The organism is Gordonia sp. LMA484 (assembly GCF_058129505.1).
In genome coordinates this window covers 2,131,615-2,152,784 of sequence record NZ_CM176700.1, presented here as the reverse complement: position 1 = coordinate 2,152,784, position 21,170 = coordinate 2,131,615, and the positions used below count along the sequence as shown (strand labels likewise).

The window sequence follows — 21,170 nt, the reverse complement described above, 5'->3', positions numbered from 1 at the left end:
GAAGACGTCGGAGGCTAGGTTCGGGCCGTGTGAACTGCAGGTCCAGGCAGTGGTCAGCGGATGGAGGATCCTATGCCGAGTCCACCGTCGACATCGAGGACGATGCCGCTGACGTAGGCGGCGGCGGGGGAGCAGAGGTAAGCGGCGGCTTCTGCGATGTCCTCGGGGCGGCCGGTCTTACGTTGGGGCACTTTGGAGATCAGCTTCTCACGTGCGGGTGCGTTCATGGATGCGAGCATGGGGGTTTCGATGAGGCCGGGTGCGATGGCGTTGGCGGTGATGCCGTGTCGGGCGGTTTCGAGTGCGATGGTGCGGGTGAGTCCGACGATGCCGGCTTTCGCGGCGACGTAGTTGGCTTGTCCGTAGTTGCCGCGCCAGCTCATCGAGGAGAAGGAGACTATGCGTCCGTACTGGCGGGAGCGCATGTGCGGCAACACTGCTCGGGTGCAGAAGAATGATCCGGACAGAGATGCATCGACGACTGAGTGCCAGTCGGTGTCGGTGATGTCGTCGACCTTGTTGTCGCGGATGATTCCGGCGTTGTTCACGAGGACGTCGATGCGTCCGTGGTCTGCAGCTACGGCGTCGACCCAGTTGTTCACGTTGCCCGAGTCGGTGACGTCGACGCGGTGGGCAACGCAAGAGGTGCCGTACGTGTTGTGAAGCTCGTGGGCGAGGGTGGAGGCAGCATCGATGTTCACATCGGCGATGGCGACGTTGGCGCCTTCGGAGGCGAACCGTGTGGCCATCGCAGCGCCGAGGCCCTGGGCTCCACCGGTCACGAGTACGGTCTGGTCATCGTATCGGTTCATGGTTGCTCTCGGTTCTTGTTTGACAACGCTTTTCGGTCGAGGAAGGCGTTGAGGCTGGACGGGACGTCGTTGGCGGTCCAGTGGCGATCGAATGCGTTGAGTTCCGCGGCGAGTCCGTCGGTGGAGTTCATGGTGGTGAGGTCGAACAGCAACTGTTTGAAGCGCGTTTGGGCGGGACCACTGTTGTCGGCGAGCTGCTGTGCGATCGCGAGGGCGGACGTGTTGAGGTCACCTGGTGAGGTGATGGTGTGGATCCAGCCTGTGGCGGCCAGGCGATCGGGTGTGACCAGATCGCCGGTGAGGGCCAGCCATCTCGCCATGGCGTCGCCGACCTTGCGGGGCAGGCGCACACTTGATCCGCCCGCAGGAACGAGGTTGTTGCGGATGTGTCCGTCGCCGATGAGGGTGTCGTCGGCGGCGACGACGATGTCGCATCCCAGGGCGAGTTCGAGTCCGCCGGCGACGGCGTGGCCGTGCACGGCTGCCACGATCGGGAGGGGACTTGTTTCGAATCGGGTGATGAGTGCGGAGACTCGTCGGAGGAATGAGATGGGCGATCCGAGTTCGTTGTGAAGGGCGAGGAAGTATTGCAGGTCGGCGCCGGCGCAGAAGCTGCGTCCGTTGCCGGCGAGGATGATGCACCGCGTGTGTTCGTCGTTTTCCGCGGCGGTCAGCGCGGCGTCGAGTGCGTCGACGAGTGTGTGGTCGAGGGCGTTGCGGCGGTGGGGCCGATTCATGGTGAGCGTGCGCACCGCGCCGTGCTGGGTGACGACGACGACCGGTTGTGTGGTGTTCACGTCGTGGCGTCCGTCTCGAGGGCCTGCCGCTGTCGGCGCAGCTCTGCGCGTTGTATTTTGCCGCTGGGGGTCTTGGGGAGCTGTTCGACGATGTGGATGCGGCGGGGGTAGGCGTGTGCGGCGTAGTGGGTCTTGACCCATGTTTGTAGGTCGGAGATCAGAGCGTCGGTGCCGACAGCTTCGCGGGCCAGAACGACGTAGGCTTCGACGACTTCGCCGCGTACGTCGTCGGGTGCGGCGATGACGGCGCACTCGATGACGTCGGGGTGGCGTAGCAGGGTTGATTCGACGTCGAAGGGGCCGATGCGGTAGCCGGCCATGATGATGACGTCATCATCGCGGGAGGAGAACCGGATGATGCCGTCGGAGTCGATGCTCGCTGTGTCGCCGGTGGTGAAGTATGCTCCGTCGCCGCAGAAGCGGTCGCTCGGCGCCGTAGCCCCGGCGTAGCCGGTGAAGGTCATGAAGGCGCTCTCGTGGACGACGACCGCAAGGCGGCCCATGCTGCCGTGGTCGGCGGGTTCGTCTGTTTCGCCGCGCAGCACCGTCATGGACCAGCCGGGCAGAGCGGGTCCCATGGCGCCCTCGGTGATGTCGCGGTGCAATTGTGGGTGGTGTGGGTAGCCGATGGGCATTCCCAGTTCGGTTTGTCCGTAATGGTCGTGTACTGGCAGGCCTAGCGTCGAGGTCGTCCATTCGTTCACTTCGGGTGTGAGTGGTTCGCCGGCGCTGGACAGTCGTTGCAGTGCAAGGTCTTTCGGGGGTTCAACACTTGCTGCACGCAAGCCGCGAAAGACTGTCGGTGCGGCAGCGAAGTCGGTGACCTTCAGGTCCGCCAGCGTCGACCATGTGGTGGCGGGGGAGAAGCCGCCCTGCAGCAGCACCGTTGGGATTCCGGCCGCCAGCGGCGCGACGATGGCCGTGTAGAGCCCGTAGGCCCAACCAGGGTCCGCGCCGCACCAGAATGAACTGTCAGTGTGTGCGCCGAGTCCGAACTCGAGGTAGCTGACCCAGCCGGCGGCGTAGCGAACGGGGTGGACTACACCTTTGGGTGCCCCGGTGGTGCCGGAGGTGAACATGTGTACCAGCGGTGCCTCGCCACCGATCGCAGTGGAGATGGCAGGGGTGGTGGCAAGCGAGTCGAGATGCTGCCGGATCCCGCCCGGGCCATCGTCGACTATCGCTATGGTCCACGGTCCGTCAGCGACCTTGTGTCGTTGATCCCGGTCCGTGAAAATCAATACTGCGTTCGCCTCTGCAAGCCGGGAGCTGATTGCGTTCTCTGCGAATGCGGTGAACAGGGGGACGTACACTGCGCCCACGCGCCAGATGCCGAGAAGTACGCTCACCAGATCGGCGCTTTTTCCCATCAAGGTGGCGACGCGGTCACCGGGCCGAATGCCTTTCTCGCGCAAGTATCCGGCCACTCGCATCGACGAGGCCGCGAGGTCGCCATAGGAGTACGCGGCGCTCCCGTGCTCTGCGGATACGACGGTCAGGGCCGTTCGGTCCGGGGAGTGCCTGTCGCAGAGCAGCGCTGCGACGTCTGCGTCGGGCTGAGAGTAGGTGTCGAGGATCTCGCGGATGCGAAGATCGACGTTGATCGGCATGGCAACCTCCTAGGTACTACTACTGCGCCAAAAGTACCCCATAAGGTACCTAACTCCAAGTGTCATCGTCACAGCAGACGCCGCGTTCGCATACGTCGATACGAAAGAACACCTTGAACGTCAGACCGGTGTCGCACGTATGAAGGATCGTCCAGCAGGGCAACCTGCTCGCACTCTTGGATCACCGCACTCTGTGGTCGAGCTCGGACTCCTGCCGAATCTAATGCTGCGGCAGGAGCCCGAGCTCAATGAGTGCACAACCGTTCCTATTTGTCGTTCTGACTCGTCAGCGATTGAGTGCGGATGTAAACGCGGAGCGCAGTTCGTCTGTCGGTGCCTCGGCCATGTCGGTCGCCCGCCAGGCGATGTGTCGGTCCGGTCGGACCAGCAGTGCGCCGTGGTCGCTGACTTCTCGAACGGCGCTCCATGCGCCGACCACATCGTCGTACTCGCAACGCAATCCGATGGTGACAACCGGCAGGTCCACTCCGAGTTCCGCGCTGACGGTCGCTGCGGCTTCTCTCCACTGATCTCCTCCCACGCCGACCACCAAGGTGAAACTGCCATGTCCCACAGTGTCGAGCGTCGAGATCCTCGTGCGGTCATGCTCGATCCATGCGTGGGGCAGATACGCACCCGGGTGGGTGGTGGGTTCGTAGTAGAGGTCGGGGTCGCGGGTCGGCGCAGGAAACGGCGTTCCGTCGTCGACGATCGCGGACGACGTATAGCGTTGACCGAGCTCGACGCCCAGGCCGTTTGCTCGGTATTTCTGCTGCTCGATAGCCTTGTTCAGAAGCTCCCGGCGGCTCGCCGCCTCGGGCGAGGCGGAATACAGATCCTGAAGTGCCTCCCAGCCCTCCTCTGGTGTCTGACCGTCGCGCAAACCAATGGCGTCGGGAATCATCGAAGCGTTTCTCCAGCTCTTGATCGCGCTTTCGACTATCTGCGCGCCCACAGGCCTGCGTTCCGCTTCGTAGCTGTCGAGGATCGCCTCACCGGCCTTGCCCGTGAGCACATAGGCGAGCTTCCAGCTGAGGTTGAAGGCATCCTGAACCGAGGTGTTCGTCCCGAGTCCGCCCGTCGGCGGGTGACGATGCGCAGCGTCGCCTGCCAGGAAGACTCGACCCTTGCGGTACTCGGATGCGACGACATTGTTCACCTGCCAGCGGGAGCGACCCTTCACGGTGATCTCGACGCTGTCGTCGTTTATGCCTCGGCGTGCCATCTCGAGCACTTTTTCATCAGAAGGCAAGTCATCGTCGGAAGACCACGGAAAAACGAAGATCCACTCGTCCCAAGGCCGCACATTGTTGAGACTCGCTGTGCCGAAACGTTCGTCAAAGTTTCCGGGCTCGGCAATCCAGTAGATTACCGCAGGACGGTGTTCGACATGTTTGGTCAGGTCGGCCTGCAGCCAAAAGGTGGCCATACCCATCAGTCCGGGTTGCCCACTGAACTCGAATCCGAGCTGCTCCGCGATCGTCGATTTGGCACCGTCGGCTGCGATCACGTACTTGGCGCGGATGGTGTATTCGTCGCCGGTGTCACGGTGGCGAACCGCAGCGTCCACGTACTCGGGAGTCTGGTTCAGTTGCAGCATCTCGGTCGAGAATCTCAGATCTGCGCCTCGCTTTTCCGCTGCGGCGAGGAGGACTGGTTCCATCACGTGCTGCTGACAATTCAGCGCCTCGCACGGGCTCGCGGCTGCGTAGTCCGATCGACGGTCTTCTGACGAGCCGTAACTCTTGAACCGGGCGATCTCCATCCCGGCCATTGACGTCACGAAGAGATTGTTGTGTAGCCAGGACAGCGGATAGCCGACCTCGCTGATTTCGGACTCGATTCCGTAATCGCGAAAGACTTCCATCGTTCTTTTGTTTGTGATGTGCGCACGCGGGTTGGGAGCGGTCCCCGGATAACGCGATATCGCAATCGCGTTGACTCCGTGTGCGGCAAGACTGATAGATGCGGACAGGCCAGTTGGACCACAGCCGACGATCAGAACATCGGTTTCTACTGTACGGATTGTACTCACCCCTTGACGAGATCGATTCTTTTTCACACACGCTTGCTTATTGCCGGCGGGAGCTCGGACGTGCGACATGTGAAGTAGACAACATCGCGCTCGAGCGAACGAAGAGGCGGACTCCACCCAGCGGAACTGCTCCGTCGAACCGCGGAGGCGGGCCGCGCGAGGGCCACTCGGCTTCGCGTTTTACACACTGCGGCTGCGGGGTTCCACCCAACGGAATCGAAGAGTCGGTGTGACGCACAGGAACAACCTACTGTGAGCGGCGTCACGAGCGTTGCCTCGAGTTGACTCAGGTACGCAAGAGCATCGTGTCTGCAGCCTCGCTGCTGCGCCCGGCCCCAAAGCCTCAGGAGTATTGGTCTTGGGCACGTCTCACACACTCGTCACGTCACACGAAAGCGAATCCAGATGACCAACACGGACACAATCCCAGCATCGGCAGAACTACCGGTCGTCACCTCGTCCAGTGGGCAGATGCGCGCGGCGGTGCTCCACGAAGTGGGCGAACCGTTTCGGGTGGAGACCGTTCCGGTTCCCTCGCCCCGGCCGACCGATGTCGTGGTCGACGTCAAGGCCTGCAGTATGGTTCCGAACCTGCTGACAATGATCGATCCGCCGGCGCCGTGCATCGCCCCCGCAAGACCGACGATCTATGGATGCGACGCGGTGGGCGTGATCTCCGAGATCGGTTCGCTGGTACGCGGTTTCGCGGTAGGGGACCGGGTGTATGTCAACCCTCACCGCTACTGCGGAAACTGTCGCGCATGCAGACTCGGAAACACCGCAGCATGTGACTACTCGGCCCTCAGTGGCTACTTTGGCATCGGCCCGAAGTCTGCCGAGATGATGAAGGACTACCCCTACGGGGGTTATGCCGAAAAGATGACTGCACCGGCACACAGCCTGGTGCGCCTGCCTAAGAACGTGAGCTGGGAGACCGCAACGCGGTGGGGCTACCTCGGGACGGGCTACGCCGCGCTCCGCCGGGCGCAGTTGGATGCGTATTCGACGGTCCTGATCAACGGCATCTCCGGGACGCTCGGCCTCGGGACGGCTCTGTTCGCGCTGGCCATGGGAGTTCGAAGAATCCTTGGGACGGGGCGCAACGCCGAGCTGCTCAACGACGTCAAGAATCTGGCACCGGACGTGATCGAGGTCCATTCGGCAGAGGTGAACACAGAATCCGTTGAGGAATGGGCCAACGCGATCACCGCCGGCCATGGCGCGGACATTGTCGTAGATGCACTACCGACCGGTGGGTCAACTCTTGCCTACGCCGACGCCGTTGGAGCGTTGGCTCGCGGCGGCACCCACGTCAACATCGGGGGGGTGATCGAGACGGTGCCGACCAATGTCAACAAGATGATGCATTGTCAGCAGACATTCACCGGATCGTTTTGGATGACATCCACACAGGGTGAAGAAATGGCCCAATTGGTGACAGATAACAAGACCGACATCGATGTTTTCGAGAACGTCGTCTTTCCGCTCGAACGGATCAATGACGCGCTTCTGGCCGTCAGTCAGGGAAAACCCCACGGTGGCTTCACGAACTATGTCATACAAATCTGAGACAGTCTGAATTCGTTGCGCAACTCAAACCAGAAGAAGGATCCAATGATTCGTAGAATTGTCACCGCTGAGCGCGAAGGAAAATCTGTGGTGGTCTCGGACGGTGCTCCCGCCCGAAGCCACGCCTACAAGCACGCCAAGGGAATGGAGTGGTCGTTTGCGTGGTCCACTTCCTCGCCGCCGCGCTTCGACGGAGCAGAAGAACCTGTGGAGCGCGAAACGTCCATTTTTCCTGCTGTCGGCGAGTCTCGTCTGCTCGTACTGACGATACCTCCGGATTCGTGGGCGGAACAGCCGGGCTACGACGGGGAAGCGGCAGGGGCGGAGATGGCCGAACAGATGCCCGACATGATCGCGAGTATGGCCGCCGACGGGACTCCGCCCTTTCATCGCTCGCAGACGGTCGACTACGCGATCGTCCTCGAGGGCGAGCTGGTGGTCGAGCTCGATGACGAAGAGATCATCAATCTCAAGAAGCACGACATTCTCGTGCAAAACGGTGCGCGTCACGCCTGGCGGAATCCGAGCGGCAGTCCGGCGACAGTTGCGATTGTCCTTCTTGGTGCGCAGGGAACCACGGACTGATTCCAAAACGCGGGTCGCGGTGTCTGAGGCAACACCTCGGCTCCGCCGGCCAATCGTTGCCGTAATTCGTTACCCACGGATTCTGTCCTTCGCCTCTGCCGGGTCTACATATCCGAGCAGCCAGACGACTGAAAGGTCACTATGAACAGCGACGACCTTCGAGAACAAGTGCGACACGCGCCGATGGATCGCCGTCGGTGGGGACTTGTGTTGCTCTGTACCGCAATTGCAGCCATTGACGGGTACGAGAATTCCGTAATGGCCTTCGTCGCACCGACGTTGGCGCAGACGTGGAATCTGGATTCGGCGACGATCGGATACGCGCTCAGTGCCGGGCTGTTGGGTGCGGCGCTGGGAGCGGTCTTTCTCAGCCCGTTGGCTGACAGAATCGGTCGCCGTCCACACATCATGCTCTGCCTTGCGCTCGGTGCCCTCGGCATGGTCCTCACCGGACTCGCGACAGACGTCTCCACTCTGCTGGCCGCCCGCACCTTCGCCGGGCTGTGGGTAGGTGCGATCGTCCCAAGCTTGACTTGCATAGTCTCTGAATACGCACCAGACCACCGCCGCGGTACGGTCTTGGGGATTTACGGCATCGGACTCCCAATTGGCGGGCTGATCGGTGGTTTGGCCACTGGGTCGCTGATCGCGGCGTGGGGATGGCACGGCCCGTTCGTCGCAACCGGAGTGCTCTCGGCGCTGGCGGTCGTCGTCACCTACTTCGTGCTTCCAGAATCGGTGGACTATTTGGTCGAGGCACGTCCGCGGCATGCCCTACGCAGCTATCACAAGATCGGGCGCAGACTTCGTTTGGCCACCGGAGAGAACCTGCCGGAAAGGCGCGGGCAGGCTGCGGAACTCGGTGCCCTGCGGACGGTGTTCACAGGGACGCTCCTAAAACGTACGACCCTATTGTGGTCCGGTTACGTCCTGCTCATCGGAGCCTTCTATTTCTCGAACTCGTGGACACCGACGCTGATCACAGATGCTACGGGCAATGCATCGGATGGGCGGATGGCCGGTGTTCTCATCGGACTGGGCGGGATCTGCGGATCGTTGACCTTCGCAGCCCTGTCGAGAAGGTTCAACCCCCGTTTGGTCACCGCGGGGTTGCTGGTACTCGGTTTGCCGGTCTACGTGGTGTTCGCCATGGCGTACGCCACGAGTTTCGGTCTGGCTCTTGCGGTCCTGGTCGGTGTGACGACGGTTGGTGGAACGGTGGCGTACTACGCGATCTCCCCGCACCTTTATCCCGCGGCCAACCGCGGTGCAGCAGTGGGAATGATGATGGGAGTCGGTCGGGGTTTCTCGATCGCCGTACCTATCCTGATGGGGTACTGGTTCGCGGCGGGCGGATCCCCGGGAGCGGCTTTCCAACTGTATGGATTGGTGATGCTGGCCTCGGGATGCCTTGTGTATCTGTTGCACCGGACTTTCGCCCATCGCACAGAAGACCCCGAACTGGTCATCGATGAGGATCTGAACAGGGCGCGCACAGAGCGCACTGCGGTGAACGAGACGGAGAGTGCTGACCCCCGCGCCGGCTTGGTGAGCGAGGCTCATCCTGACGTCCGAACACGGAGCTGACCCCGGCCGGGCTGGAGAAGTCCGTTCCACCGGTTCCACCGGGTGGGACGGACTTCTTTCGGTCGTAGCCCTGCTGCTGGTTGCGTGTTCTTGACCCAGTTCGTGCACAACGAGCGGGCGCTCTACGAATCCGGACAGGAAGTGAACCTGGTGAAAGTTGCATTGTTCGTGCGAGACGGCGACCAGCCCGGGGTCGGGGTGGTCGATGGAGACAGCATCGTCGACATCACCGAGTGGGTGGGCCCAGTTCAGGGGTGCACGTTGGGGGCATTCCTTGACAGGTGGGGAAAGGGTGACCCCGTTCCCCACAACGGAAGTCGAGTCCCGCTGGCAGACGTGACATTGCTTCCCCCTTCGTTGGGGTCGCGGGCAGTGATCTGTGTGGGGGTGAACTACAGCGACCATGCACAGTTGGTTGCTGAGCGAACTGGGACCGCAGTGTCGACACGTGAGAGCATGCCGGCGCTGTTTCTGAAGGTGTGGTCCTCGCTCACTGGTCACCTTCAACCGATCGTGCGCCCACGGGTGTCGTCGTGGCTCGACTTTGAGGGTGAACTCGCCGTGATCATCGGAAAGCACTGTCGCGCCGTGTCGCGCGAGGTCGCGCTCGACGTGGTCGCGGGCTACTCGGTCGGACAAGACGGTAGTGTCCGGGACTGGCAGCGTCAGGCACCGACCCCGACCGCTGGAAAGAACTTCTATCACAGCGGCAGTCTTGGTCCGTGGATGGTGACGGCGGACGAGGTTCCGGACCCGGCGAATCTTCAGGTAACCACCACCCTCAATGGCGCCGTTATGCAGGATTCCCCGACGTCCGTGCTCATTCATGACATCCCTGCCTTAATTGAACACGTCACAGCCTTCATGCCACTCGCGCCCGGCGACGTCATCTTCACAGGAACGCCTGCCGGTTCGTTCGCTGATCGCGGAAATGACCAATGGTTGGAACCGGGAGATGTTGTCTCCGTATCTATCTCCTCGATCGGAACCTTGACCAATCACGTTGTTGCGGAAGCTTGAACTGAGTGATGCCGCCGAGTCTCCCATCGGGACTCGGCGGCATCGTCGGCACTGGTCAGTATCTAGACGCGGTTGGGCAGAAGTTGGAGGAAGGCGGGTTGCCCGGTAGCCGCCGTGAGTCCGCCGTCCACGGGTAGGCAGACCCCGGTGATGTACGAAGCGTCATCGCTGGACAGGAAGGTGATCGCAGCCGCCATCTCCTGCGGCGTTCCCGGACGTTTTGTCGGGAGCCTTCGGTCATACTCCGATGCTATTTCTTCGGTCTGCTGCATCCACGTGACTCGCGGGGTCTCGGTTAAACCAGGACAAACAACATTTGCACGCACACCGTCGGGGGCGTGATCGATAGCCAGCGTGCGCGTCAAATTGATCACGCCCGCCTTCGCGGCGTTGTAGGCAGCAAAGCCGTTGTCGCCGAACATCCCCGAGATCGACGATGTGTTGACGATCGCCCCTCCACTTCGTTTGAGTAGCGGGATGGCTTCCTTGCAGGTGTAGAACACTGAGTCGAGCGAGACTGCGATGACCTGGTGCCACCGTTCGACGGAGAGTTTGTCCACTGCACCCCATGATCCCAGTCCGGCGTTGTTGACCAGGATGTCCAACCGACCCCAATCGTTCGAGATCTGCCGGACGTACTCCTGAACTGCATCGTAGCTGCTGACGTCCAACGTGCCGAGGACAAGACGGTCGCGGTGTTCTGCTTCGGCGAAGCTGGCTTGGAGGGCCGCTTCATCGAGGTCGGACGCGAGGACGGTTGCTCCCTCGGCGAGAAACCGCTGGACGCAGGCCAGGCCGATTCCTGACGCTGCAGCTGTGACCATGACTAGCTTGTCGGTGAAGCGGTGAGTTTGTCCCTGGGAGGGGGAGTTCATGAGAGGTCCTTTTGGTGGTCAGGCTTGGGGGAGCGTTTTGGGGGAATGGGTTGTGTAGTCAGAGTGGAATGTTCTCGTAGTACGGGACCACGATGTGGGGGGTGTCTGAGTCGACGTCGCCGAGCATCGCGATGAGACCGGGGCTCACCACCTCGGGGTCGGTCATGATCTCAATGCACGCCGGCGTGCCGGCGTCGAAGGCGCGTTGTAGGGCGGGCCGGAGTTCGGTGAAGCTGGTGACGCGCTCCGCGTAGCATCCAAAGGCTTTCGCTATCTCGGCGTAGTTTCGTCCGCCGAGTTTCGAGATTGCGCTGTATCCCTTGCCGTACATGATTTCCTGGCCGTGCAGTGACATACCCCAAATCTCGTTGTTCAGGACAATTGTGACGATCGGGAATCGGTTGTGCACCATGATGTCGAGTTCTTGGAGATGGAAGCCGAAGCTGCCGTCGCCCGCGACGAGGACGACGCGCCGGTCTGGGGCGGCGACCTGCGCGCCGATCGCGAATCCTGGGCCGACGCCGAGCCCGCCGAAGTATCCGGTCGTGATCACGCGGCCGGGCCCGTCGGTGCGGGCGTGCTGAACGGCCCACTGTCCGGCCTCGCCACCATCAATCGCGTAGACAGCCTCCGAGCCGGCGACTGCGGCGACCTCTGCCATCGCGTGGAACGGGTGGATTCCTCCGGCTGTTTCCGGGTCGGGGAGGACCTCCGCTCGCTTGTTCTTCTGATCTACGGCAAGGTCTCTCCACGTGGTCCAGTCCGGCCACAAGTCGCCCGCGGTCGCGTCGTCGAGGCACTCGAAAACGCTGCTCACGTCAGCTGAAATCGCGAGCTCTACGTCTCTGATCCGGCCGATTTCACCGGGATCGCTGTAGATCTGGACAATCTGAGAGTCTTCGGGTAGAACGCCGAAGCCGCTGCCGCCGAGGAACAGTCCCATACGCGTTCCGGCCAGAATTACAAGATCAGGACGCGGCGAGCCGTTGCTCATCAGCAAACCGAGGTTGGCAGCATCGTGCGCATCGCACGGGTGGGTGTCCGGCAGGATGCCCAAACCGCGTTTGCTCGCGAAGACCGGGATGCCCGCCCGCTCGGAGAATTTCGCGAGAATTGCTTCGCAGTCGCTGAAGCGGGCGTCTCCACCGACCACGATTGCTGGACGCTTCGCCGCGAGCAGCATGGTGCGTAGGTCGGCGAGTTCCTGTCGCGACGGTGCAGGTCGAGGGTGAACCGAGAGGCCGCTGGGCGGCTTGACGCGGTCGACCGAAGTGATCATGTGGAGGACGTCAATAGGCAGTTCGACCACCACTGGACCCCGTCGACCGGTTGTCGCGCGCCGAATCGCGGCGGCGAGCAGATCAGCAGTGCGTTCGACGTTCGTGATCGACACCGCCCACTTTGCGCTCGACTTGGCAATCTCGAGTTGGTCGAAACCACCCTGTAGCTCGTTGGTCTCCTTCTCCCGCAAGGGGGGAGCGCCGATCAGAAAGAGCGTCGGAGATGCATCGACGAAAGCATTGAGGATCGCTGGGAGTGCGTTGGCGAACCCAGGTCCGGCAGTGATAGCACACACTCCGATCTGACCGGTGACACGCGCGTAGGCCTCTGCCGCGTGACCCGCAGACGCCTCGTGCCGGAAGTCCACGAGCTCCAACTGGTGCCGTGCGCAACCGCGGTAGAACGACTCGAGGTGTCCGCCGTGCAAGGCAAAGATCTTGGTCACTCCTGCGGCATGCAGGGTTCTGGCGACCAGTTCACCACCGTCGACTGAATTGTCCGAATTCGACACTGTTGTTCCTCCAAAGAGATTAAGCGGGAAGTGGGGCGTACGTTCGTTGCCGGCGGATGCCCACCGGCGAATCACCGGGATTCGAGACCTCCATCGACCATTCGGGGGACGGCCAGTGGGTTTGACTCCCGCAGGGCAAGTGGCAGGAGCCGATCCGGAATGCCCTGGAAAGTCACGGGACGCATGAAACGTTCGATGGCAGCAGTTCCGACCGACGTGGTGGGAGTCGTGGACGAGGGGTACGGGCCACCGTGTTGCTGGGCATAGGTCACCGCAACTCCCGTCGGCCATTCGTTCCACAAGATGCGCCCCGCCTTGCCTGTCAGAATGGCTAGCAGGCCCTCGACGTCGTCCTCGTCGGTGCCGTGAACCGTCGCTGTCAACTGCCCCTCGAGCAGGCGCGCGATTTCCTCCATTTCCCGGGCGTCGGTGTATTCGACGACAACGGTGGCAGGGCCAAAACACTCCTCGAGGACTTCGGACCCGCCACCGAGGACATGTTCGGCGGACGTGACGAGAATGGTCGGCGCCGGCATCTCGGCGGAGGGATCTGCCTCACCTGCAAGCACGTTCACGGCGTCGACCTCGAGGAGGCCAGCAAGCGACGCCCCGTATCCCTTGAGGATCCGATCGTTGAGAAGTCGAGCACCGGTAGGCAACTCGGCGGCTTTCAGGCTTTCGGCCAATCCACTGCCTGCTGGAGCAAGTACCACTCCTGGCTTGGTGCACAGTTGCCCGGAGCTTCCGGAGAAACTCGCGATCAGTTCGTCTCGGATCGTAGAGAGCCTCTCATCGACTGCTGCTCGAGTGACGAAGACAGGATTGAGGCTGCCGAGCTCGCCGAAGAACGGGATCGGGTGAGGTCTCGATTGCGCAAGGTCGAAGAGCAGTCGACCCGCGCCGATCGAACCGGTGAAGGCGCCTGCCTTGACCAAGGGGTCCTGCAAGGCAAGCTTTCCCGCTTCGACCCCACTGATCGTCGCGAAGACTCCATCGGGAGCACCTGCTTTCGCGAGTGCGGAGATCACCACCGCTGCCGTGGCTTCCGCGAGGGGAAGATGACCAGAATGCGCTTTCAAGATCACCGGACAGCCAGCTGCCAGCGCCGATGCGGTGTCGCCGCCTGCGACCGAAAAGGCGAACGGAAAGTTGCTGGCTGCAAAGACCACGACCGGTCCTAACGGCAACAGCATTCGGCGCAGGTCTGGCCGTGGCACACCCATGGGCCAGTCCGGGTCGGCGTGGTCGACGCGGACGCCCAGGAACGCGCCGTCGTCGAGTACCGAGGCGAACATCCGCAATTGGAAGGTGGTCCGCTTCAGCTCCCCGCGTAACCGCTGTTCCGGGAGGTTGGTGTCGGACATGGCCACTGGTACCAACACCTCAGCAGCCGCGTCCAATTCGTCCGCGATCGTGCGCAGGGCGTGCGCGCGATCGGGCAGAGAGGTGGCGGCCCAGGGGCCCGCGGCGGCGGCGCTGTCCTCGACGGCGCGACGGACGTCATCGGTCGAGGTGGGGTGAGCAAGATCTGGGGTGGTGCCGAGCTTGTTTTCTGACACGATCAGCCTTCCGGGGTGGTGAGTCTGGCGTGGTACGGACAACGGTGCGGTGACGCTTGCTGTCTCGACGACCGCGGAGGTGTAGGCGCACGTCGCGCCGTATGGGGCGCGGGGACGACGCTTGGCCGGTGGACGGTCGAGTTCAGTAGACATGGAGTGCGTCGCTCGAACCAACAGGTGTTTACCAATGGGTGGAACAGGGCGCCGGCCGACGACTAGTCAACAATCACCGGTGTGACTCGGGCGATCCATCCAGCGGAACCGCCTACTGGTCTTCGGCCGTCGACACTTGCTATTCATGAATCGCACAGTTCGCGGCCCTGCGATGTCGGTCACGCCGCAGGACATCCTGTCCTGCCGACCGTCCGAGGACCATCGCCTTCAGCGGAGCTGACCGTGAGCGCCCAAGATTGCTGACCATAGTTCTCGAGTTCGACGCCGATGTCGACGACGTGCCTACCGCGGCTCGCGCATTTTCAACCGAATTGTCTCCTTCGAAAGGTTCATCATGAAGTACAACTGGGAGTCTGGGCAGGTGTCCTTGGATGATCTCGGCTTGGGTAGGGCATACGTTCTCGGTGAGGGTCAGGGTGAGCACTCGCGTGCCAATACCGGGTGGCGTACCTTGCTGACGCGTGCGGTCGACACTCATGATGATCTGTCGATCATTCTGTCCACCGGCGACGAGAACGAGCCGACGATGCCGCACTTTCACCGCACGACCACCGAAGCGCTGTATGTGTTGTCGGGCATCGTCCGGGTGTGGCTCGATGATCAGAACGGTACGCGCGTGACGCGTGACATTCATGCTGGGGAGTTCGGCGTGCTTCCGCGGAATTGGATTCATGCCTGGGCGTTTGCGGCTCCGGATAGCAAGCAGATCGGTGTGATAGCGCCGGGTGGCTTTGAGCGCATCGTCGACTACCTCAATCCTGACGGTCCGACATCGATCGAACGGCTGCGCGAAAGCGAGGACAGCATTGACGTGCGATGGACGCCCGACTATCCACTCTTCGATCTGTGCGCCGAAGCCGAAGACAAACGCGCGGCGCAAGCACGCCGCTGACAGCGACTTGAGAAGACAACCAACCTGAGAAGCGTTAGGAGCCCACCTGTGGCCTACGACCTCGCCTACACCGCGTCCGAGAGCGTCGAGGATCAGCCTCCTGTCGTGCTTCTAGGTGCGCTGGGAAGCGATCGAAGCATCTGGGCGGACACCGCGGCGGCACTGCACGGCCACGGTCTCTGCACCGTCACGGTCGACCTGCGCGGGCACGGCGAATCGGTCGCTCCAGTCGGGCCGTACACGGTTGCGGAATTGGCCGACGATGTGTTGTGCACCCTCGACACGTTGGGGTTGAGCGCAGTTCACCTCGCAGGTCTTTCTCTGGGGGGCGCCGTCGCACAGCACATCGCCGCGACATCGCCCGATCGGGTGGCGTCGTTGACCCTCATCTCGACGTCATCGCGGTTCGGAACACGCGAGGCCTGGACCGAGCGTGCGGCGGCGGTGCGAGCGGCCGGTACCGATGATTTGATCAGCGGCCTGGCCGGCCGTTGGATCACCTACGAATGCGCCGAGAAGGATCCGGCGTTGCTGCAGCGCTTGGGCGAGATGGTGCGGCGTACCGATCGGGAGGGTTACGCGGCCTGCGGCGAGGCTCTCGCCGAGTGGGATGGCAACGCGCAGCTGGGCGCGATCAAGTCTCCGACGCTGGTTCTCGGAGGCGTCGACGATCCATCGACCACCCCCGAAGTCATGGCCGGACTGGCGAGCAGGATTCCGAATGCCCGCCACGTCATCGTTGAGCCCGGGGCCCACCTGGTTCCGGTCGAACGACCCGAACTCCTATCCAGTTTGATCGCGGAACACGTACGGGCGAACAAAGAGCCTGTGTCTTAACCGGACCACCACCATGCGGGGCTGCAGTGTCGCTGCGCCCGCGGTAAACACCGGTTCCGCCATAGGATCGGGCAACACTGGCCGGAGCCGGAGCCGGAGCCGGAGCCGGAGCCGTAATGAGTTGTGCTACTGCATATTGCGAAGGTCACCGGGAGCGTGATGGGTCTTCGAGTTCGAGGTCGAGGATGCGCATCATCAGGACGCCTGCGGAGTACCAGCATGCCGTCATCGTTAACTGGGCCAGTTGTTGTTGCGTAAGGTGCCGCGCTGCGGCAGCCCACGTCTGGTTCGTCACGGTGTCCTGTTCACCGATTTCGCGCCCGAAATCAATGACTGCCACCTCGGCACTCTCGAAGAGGTCCTCCGTCGCCGCATTGCGTGCGATCGCGTCGACCTGCTGCTCGGTGAGTCCAGCCTTGAGCGCATCGTGTTTGTGATGTTCAGCCACGTACTCTCCGCCCTTCGCGGCGGCGATCCCGAGTATGACCAGCTCACGCAGTCGCGGACCCAGTTCTGTAGCGGATCTCAGAGTTCTGGCGTACGTGAGCATCCCGTCGAGTTGAACAGGTGCGTGTGCAAGTGCCAGGAATATGTTCGGGGTGGGGTTCTTGCGCTCGATCTCGAGGCGATCGTAGATGTACTGCTCGGCGACATCGGCGTCTGGACGGTGTCGGTAAGGGAGGCGGGCCATGTCTGTGCTCCTTGTGTGCGGTGCTTCTGCCGAACAATGAAGTCACCCGATGACGTCCTTGCCGGCCGCTCCTACGGGCTGGTTTACGTCGCGGCTTAAGTGTCGCGCTTGATGTCCTGGTAGAAGGCTGGGTTCCAGTACGAGGGCGGATCGAGGCTGGCGGGACCGGGGAAGTCGAACCTGTGCTCGATCATCCAAGCGGCGACCTCCCGTGGGGTGGCAGCCCAGATGCGGTTATCGGCGTGAATCCGACGAACGACTTCCGCGAGCGCCTCGATCCTTTCCGGATCTGTGCGGTCGGGGGACGTGGATTGATAGAAGGGGTGGCATGTGGTCGAGATGTGACCACCCACCTCGACCGCCTTTTCGATTTCGAACATCATGCCCTCGACGAAGTCCTCGGGCGAGAGAATTGTGTTGTTGGGCTTGTAGTTGCGATATTTGACGAAGGGCTCTCCGTAGTACGCGACATCGGAGGCCGCGACGACCGACTCCAACACTGCCAGTCCCGAGTCGAGGACACCTGTCGAGACTCCGACCGGGGAGATATATGTGAGACCGAGTTCGGGCAGGACGTGGGCTGAGCTCGAGGCTGCGATCGCCCCAGGCGGCCGCAAGCCTTTGATCTCGACCCCGTACCGTGCGAAGTCGTCTACACAACGTTTCATGTGGTCGCGTTCCTGGTCGGGGGACAAGGTGCACCAGATCTCGTGTCGGAGTCCATGACTGCCGATTTCGTGACCGGCCTCGACGATGGCGCGAATCGCATCCGGATACACGTGAAGGTTCCACGACTCGACGAAGAACGCAACGGTGTGCCCGGCAAGTGCGTCTAGGATCAAGGGCAGATCGCGCGTCACACTGTGATGGGATCCGACTGCTCGATCGATCGGCCAGCGACCGAATTCGATGTCCGAGGCCTCACCGAGATTATCGAAAGCAAAGGTGACTGCTGCCTGCCTACCGTCTGGACCCCACCGAGGTGACATGGTCTCTCTCTCCCTGAGTAGTGATCGTTGCGTTGAAGCGCCTGCGAGCTACAGCGTTTGATACGGGCGGGGCCTTGCGCCGCCCTCCGTATTGTGCGTGGACTCACACAACCATGACGACGGTGCCGACTCCAATGCGCGTGTTCCGGTCGGTGGGACTGCCGAAGAATACGGTGCGGATTGTTGGGCGCCTCGCCGGACACTGGGCCTGTGCTGACATGTGCCGGTGCCGAAGGCGCACTAGAGTGCTTTGAGTTCTTCGATGACGGAGTTGACCGACTTTTTTGCGTCGCCAAACAGCATCGAGGTCCGGTCGGCGGTGAAGAGCGGATTGTCGATGCCCGCATAGCCGGAGCTCATCGATCGTTTGAGCACGAGGACCGATCGTGACTCGTCGACGTTGAGGATCGGCATCCCGTGGATCGGGCTGGCCGGATCGTTGCGCGCCGCTGGGTTGGTGACGTCGTTGGCGCCGATGACGACAGTGACGTCGGTGCGCGAGAATTCACCGTTGATGTCGTCCATTTCCTTCATCGCGTCGTACTCGACGTCGGCTTCGGCGAGGAGCACGTTCATGTGCCCTGGCATGCGGCCGGCGACGGGGTGAATGGCGTATTTGACCTCGATACCCTTGCTTTCGAGAATTGTTGCCATGTCCTTGACCGCGTGCTGCGCCTGCGCGACAGCGAGGCCGTAGCCGGGCACGACGATGACCTGCGATGCGTACGCCATCTGAATGGCTGCATCGGCAGCCGACGTCGCCTTGACGACACCAGCGGACGCTTCCGTGTCGACGCCCGCATCACTGCCGCCGCCACCGAACGACCCGAACACAATCGCCGGGATGGACCGGTTCATTGCCGTCGCCATCAAGTTCGTCAGAATCGACCCCGACGCACCGACGATCATTCCCGCCACGATCATCGCCGTGTTGTTCAGCGCCAGACCGGCCGCCGCTGCGGACAGACCTGTCAGAGCATTGAGCAGGGAAATGACCACCGGCATATCCGCGCCGCCGATCGGCAACACCACGAACAACCCCATCAGTCCAGCCGCGACGAGGACCAGCACGATGCACCACACGGACGTGCCTTCGCCCGGAGCTGCTTTCACCCCGATGTAGATCGCAACCGCGACAGCGAGTACCAGCAACATGATGTTGGCCAGCTGGAACGATCGTGCATTTTTCACGAAGGCCTTCTCGACCTTCTTGTTCAGTAGTTCCTGCAACTTGGCGAAGGCGACCAGCGAGCCCCAGAACGACACCGAACCGATCACCGCGGCGAACAAGGATCCGACGACGATATGGACGGTCGGCTCTTCGCCGTGCTGGAACGCCGAGAACCCGTGGGTTTCGATGAACTCCGCCCACGCGATGAGCGCGACCGTACCTCCGCCTACGCCGTTGAACAGCGCAACCAGCTGCGGCATGGCGGTCATCTTAGTGCGCTTGGCAGGTGGGACCCCGAGCAGTACTCCTATCACCAACCCCGCGGCGATGAGAATCCAGTTGATCGCGGCGGCCTCGCGTACTTCGATCAGGGTCGCAACCACGGCGATGCCCATGCCGACAGCGGCAATCCAGTTTCCGCGCACGGCGGTCTTCGGGCCGGTCAGGCCCATCAGACCGTAGATGAACATGCCGAAAGCGACGATGTAGAGAATGCTGACGAGGTTGTTCATCAGAAATCAGTGCCCTTCTCCGTGGCCCTAGGTGCTCTCTTGGACTTGAACATTCCGAGCATTCGGTCGGTGACCAAGAACCCGCCGACGACATTCAAGGTGCCAAAGATCAACGCGACGAATGCAATGATCCGCACGCCCCACGACGCGTCCTCGGGCATCCGACCGAGAACGGTCAACGCGCCGAGCACGACGATGCCGTGAATGGCATTGGTGCCCGACATCAACGGTGTGTGCAGAGTGTTGGGAACCTTCGAGATGACGGCGAAACCGACGAAACCGGCCAGCACGAGAATTGCGATGTTCGCGAGTAGAACGGTATACATTCAGTCCTCACTGTTCTGGCTGAGGGGACGCACGGCTGCGTTCACGTCAAAACTCAGGTGACGGGCTTCCGGTTGCCGGCTCAGGCTCGCGACGCGGAAACCGACCACGGAGATCAATCGATCCGAAATCGTGCTCGTCGAGGAGAGCTGCGATACCGAGTCAGTGCGCATTCGCAGTCTCGCTTCGTGTCTCGTTGCGGGCCCCGGCCACGCAGGACTGCGCCAGCACTTCATCTGAGAAGTCCGGCGCCAGCGCTCCCGACTCGTCCAACATCGCCTCCAGCAGTGCAGAGACATTCTTCGAGTACAACTCACTGGCGTGCTCGGGCATCGTCGCAGGGAGGTTCAGCGGGGAGGCGATGGTGACGTCGAGTTTGACGACGGTCTGCCCCGGTTCGGTCAGCTCGCAGTTGCCTCCGGTCTCACCGGCGAGGTCGACGACGACACTTCCGGGCTTCATCCCTGCGACCGCGGCGCCTGTGACCAGACGAGGTGCGGGACGGCCGGGCACCAGCGCGGTGGTGATGACGACGTCGAAACCTTTGATGGCCTGTTCGAGGGCCTTCTGTTGCTGGGCCTGCTCGAGTTCGGTCAGCTCGCGTGCGTAACCACCTTCACCGGCAGCGTCGATGCCCAGATCGAGCCACTGCGCACCGACCGACCGCACTTGGTCGGCTACCTCGGGTCGGACGTCGTAACCCGTCGCCCGCGCCCCGAGGCGCTTCGCCGTTGCCAACGACTGCAATCCTGCGACACCGACGCCGAGCACCAGCACCGTCGCCGGCTTGACCGTGCCCGCGGCGGTGGTGAGCATCGGGAAGAACCGAGTAGAGATCGATGCCGCGAGCAGGACGGCCTTGTAGCCCGCGACATTCGCCTGCGAGGACAGTGCGTCCATCACCTGGGCGCGGGAAATGCGGGGGATTGCCTCGACCGCGAACGCTCGCACCCCCGCCTCCTTGAGCGCGTCGATCTTGTTGTCTGCGTTACGAGGTGCGAGAAATCCGATGAGCGTCGAGCCGGTTGAGAGCTTCGCGATCTCCTTGTCGGTGGGCGGTGCAACCTTCACGACGACATCGGCTGACCATGCGTCACCGATCTCGGCGCCCGCTTCGACGTACAACTGGTCCGGGATCAAAGCCGGAACGCCGGCTCCTGATTCGACGACGACCGATACACCCTTGCCGATCAACGACGCAACGATCTTGGGGACCAACGCGACCCGACGCTCACCCCCTTCGGACTCACAGACCACGCCGACCGTCGGACGCAACCGTGCCGCCTTTTCCGGAGTTTCCATTGTGTGACTTCCTGGTTGTTGAGGGCTGGGCAAGGTC

18 protein-coding genes are annotated in these 21,170 nt (G+C 62.3%); 6 read left to right on the top strand and 12 right to left on the bottom strand.

The features are described from left to right. Positions 1–53: 53 nt before the first annotated feature. The 4 genes from AC4AMJ_RS09320 to AC4AMJ_RS09305 all read right to left on the bottom strand — a co-directional run bounded on the left by AC4AMJ_RS09320 (position 54) and on the right by AC4AMJ_RS09305 (position 5,254). Positions 54–812 (bottom strand): SDR family NAD(P)-dependent oxidoreductase, encoded by a 759-nt coding sequence (locus tag AC4AMJ_RS09320; RefSeq protein WP_489917882.1) that lies wholly within the window; start codon positions 810–812, stop codon positions 54–56. Then, positions 809–1,609: an enoyl-CoA hydratase/isomerase family protein gene (locus tag AC4AMJ_RS09315; protein ID WP_489917881.1), complete on the bottom strand. Its 801-nt coding sequence runs from the start codon at positions 1,607–1,609 to the stop codon at positions 809–811. Before AC4AMJ_RS09315 ends, AC4AMJ_RS09320 begins: the two co-directional genes overlap by 4 nt. Next, positions 1,606–3,219, bottom strand: coding sequence for an AMP-binding protein (locus AC4AMJ_RS09310; RefSeq protein WP_489917880.1), 1,614 nt, complete (start codon positions 3,217–3,219; stop codon positions 1,606–1,608). Before AC4AMJ_RS09310 ends, AC4AMJ_RS09315 begins: the two co-directional genes overlap by 4 nt. A gap of 286 nt (positions 3,220–3,505) precedes the next feature. Beyond that, the gene (locus AC4AMJ_RS09305; RefSeq protein ID WP_489918402.1) at positions 3,506–5,254 is read right to left on the bottom strand and encodes an FAD-dependent monooxygenase; all 1,749 of its coding nucleotides are present in this window, start codon (positions 5,252–5,254) and stop codon (positions 3,506–3,508) included. A gap of 405 nt (positions 5,255–5,659) precedes the next feature. On the opposite strand from AC4AMJ_RS09305, the gene AC4AMJ_RS09300 reads away from it, so the two are divergent. The 4 genes from AC4AMJ_RS09300 (at position 5,660) to AC4AMJ_RS09285 (ending at position 10,015) form a co-directional block, all read left to right on the top strand. Then, positions 5,660–6,823 carry an alcohol dehydrogenase catalytic domain-containing protein gene (locus AC4AMJ_RS09300; protein WP_489917879.1) on the top strand — a complete coding sequence of 388 codons (1,164 nt, stop codon included), beginning with the start codon at positions 5,660–5,662 and terminating at the stop codon, positions 6,821–6,823. A gap of 15 nt (positions 6,824–6,838) precedes the next feature. Continuing rightward, positions 6,839–7,408, top strand: a complete 570-nt coding sequence (locus AC4AMJ_RS09295) for a cupin domain-containing protein (RefSeq protein ID WP_489917878.1) — start codon at positions 6,839–6,841, stop codon at positions 7,406–7,408. Between the two features lie 141 nt (positions 7,409–7,549). Next, a complete protein-coding gene (locus AC4AMJ_RS09290; protein WP_489917877.1) occupies positions 7,550–8,995 on the top strand; it encodes an MFS transporter in 1,446 nt (481 codons plus the stop codon). Positions 8,996–9,079: 84 nt separating this feature from the next. Continuing rightward, positions 9,080–10,015 (top strand): fumarylacetoacetate hydrolase family protein, encoded by a 936-nt coding sequence (locus AC4AMJ_RS09285; protein WP_489917876.1) that lies wholly within the window; start codon positions 9,080–9,082, stop codon positions 10,013–10,015. 62 nt (positions 10,016–10,077) lie between these two features. Here the strand turns inward: AC4AMJ_RS09285 and budC are convergent, their stop codons facing one another. The 3 genes from budC to AC4AMJ_RS09270 all read right to left on the bottom strand — a co-directional run bounded on the left by budC (position 10,078) and on the right by AC4AMJ_RS09270 (position 14,283). Then, positions 10,078–10,890, bottom strand: a complete 813-nt coding sequence (gene budC / locus AC4AMJ_RS09280) for a meso-2,3-butanediol dehydrogenase (protein WP_489917875.1) — start codon at positions 10,888–10,890, stop codon at positions 10,078–10,080. Between the two features lie 58 nt (positions 10,891–10,948). Further along, positions 10,949–12,682, bottom strand: a complete 1,734-nt coding sequence (locus AC4AMJ_RS09275; RefSeq protein WP_489917874.1) for a thiamine pyrophosphate-binding protein — start codon at positions 12,680–12,682, stop codon at positions 10,949–10,951. 71 nt (positions 12,683–12,753) lie between these two features. Continuing rightward, positions 12,754–14,283: an aldehyde dehydrogenase (NADP(+)) gene (locus AC4AMJ_RS09270; protein WP_489917873.1), complete on the bottom strand. Its 1,530-nt coding sequence runs from the start codon at positions 14,281–14,283 to the stop codon at positions 12,754–12,756. A 466-nt stretch (positions 14,284–14,749) separates the two neighbouring features. On the opposite strand from AC4AMJ_RS09270, the gene AC4AMJ_RS09265 reads away from it, so the two are divergent. Both AC4AMJ_RS09265 and AC4AMJ_RS09260 read left to right on the top strand, forming a co-directional pair. Then, positions 14,750–15,307, top strand: a complete 558-nt coding sequence (locus AC4AMJ_RS09265; RefSeq protein ID WP_489917872.1) for a cupin domain-containing protein — start codon at positions 14,750–14,752, stop codon at positions 15,305–15,307. A 48-nt stretch (positions 15,308–15,355) separates the two neighbouring features. Next, positions 15,356–16,144 (top strand): alpha/beta fold hydrolase, encoded by a 789-nt coding sequence (locus tag AC4AMJ_RS09260; protein WP_489917871.1) that lies wholly within the window; start codon positions 15,356–15,358, stop codon positions 16,142–16,144. A gap of 145 nt (positions 16,145–16,289) precedes the next feature. Here AC4AMJ_RS09260 and AC4AMJ_RS09255 read toward each other — a convergent pair whose 3' ends face one another. From AC4AMJ_RS09255 to AC4AMJ_RS09235, 5 genes are all read right to left on the bottom strand, one after another. Next, positions 16,290–16,835: a carboxymuconolactone decarboxylase family protein gene (locus tag AC4AMJ_RS09255; RefSeq protein ID WP_489917870.1), complete on the bottom strand. Its 546-nt coding sequence runs from the start codon at positions 16,833–16,835 to the stop codon at positions 16,290–16,292. A 95-nt stretch (positions 16,836–16,930) separates the two neighbouring features. Next, the gene (locus tag AC4AMJ_RS09250) at positions 16,931–17,824 is read right to left on the bottom strand and encodes a polysaccharide deacetylase family protein (protein ID WP_489917869.1); all 894 of its coding nucleotides are present in this window, start codon (positions 17,822–17,824) and stop codon (positions 16,931–16,933) included. A gap of 240 nt (positions 17,825–18,064) precedes the next feature. After that, positions 18,065–19,507: an NAD(P)(+) transhydrogenase (Re/Si-specific) subunit beta gene (locus tag AC4AMJ_RS09245; protein WP_489917868.1), complete on the bottom strand. Its 1,443-nt coding sequence runs from the start codon at positions 19,505–19,507 to the stop codon at positions 18,065–18,067. Then, entirely contained in the window at positions 19,507–19,833 is a 327-nt protein-coding gene (locus tag AC4AMJ_RS09240; protein WP_489917867.1) for an NAD(P) transhydrogenase subunit alpha part 2, read from the bottom strand. Before AC4AMJ_RS09240 ends, AC4AMJ_RS09245 begins: the two co-directional genes overlap by 1 nt. A 160-nt stretch (positions 19,834–19,993) precedes the next feature. After that, positions 19,994–21,133, bottom strand: a complete 1,140-nt coding sequence (locus AC4AMJ_RS09235) for an NAD(P) transhydrogenase subunit alpha (RefSeq protein ID WP_489917866.1) — start codon at positions 21,131–21,133, stop codon at positions 19,994–19,996. Positions 21,134–21,170: the final 37 nt, after the last annotated feature.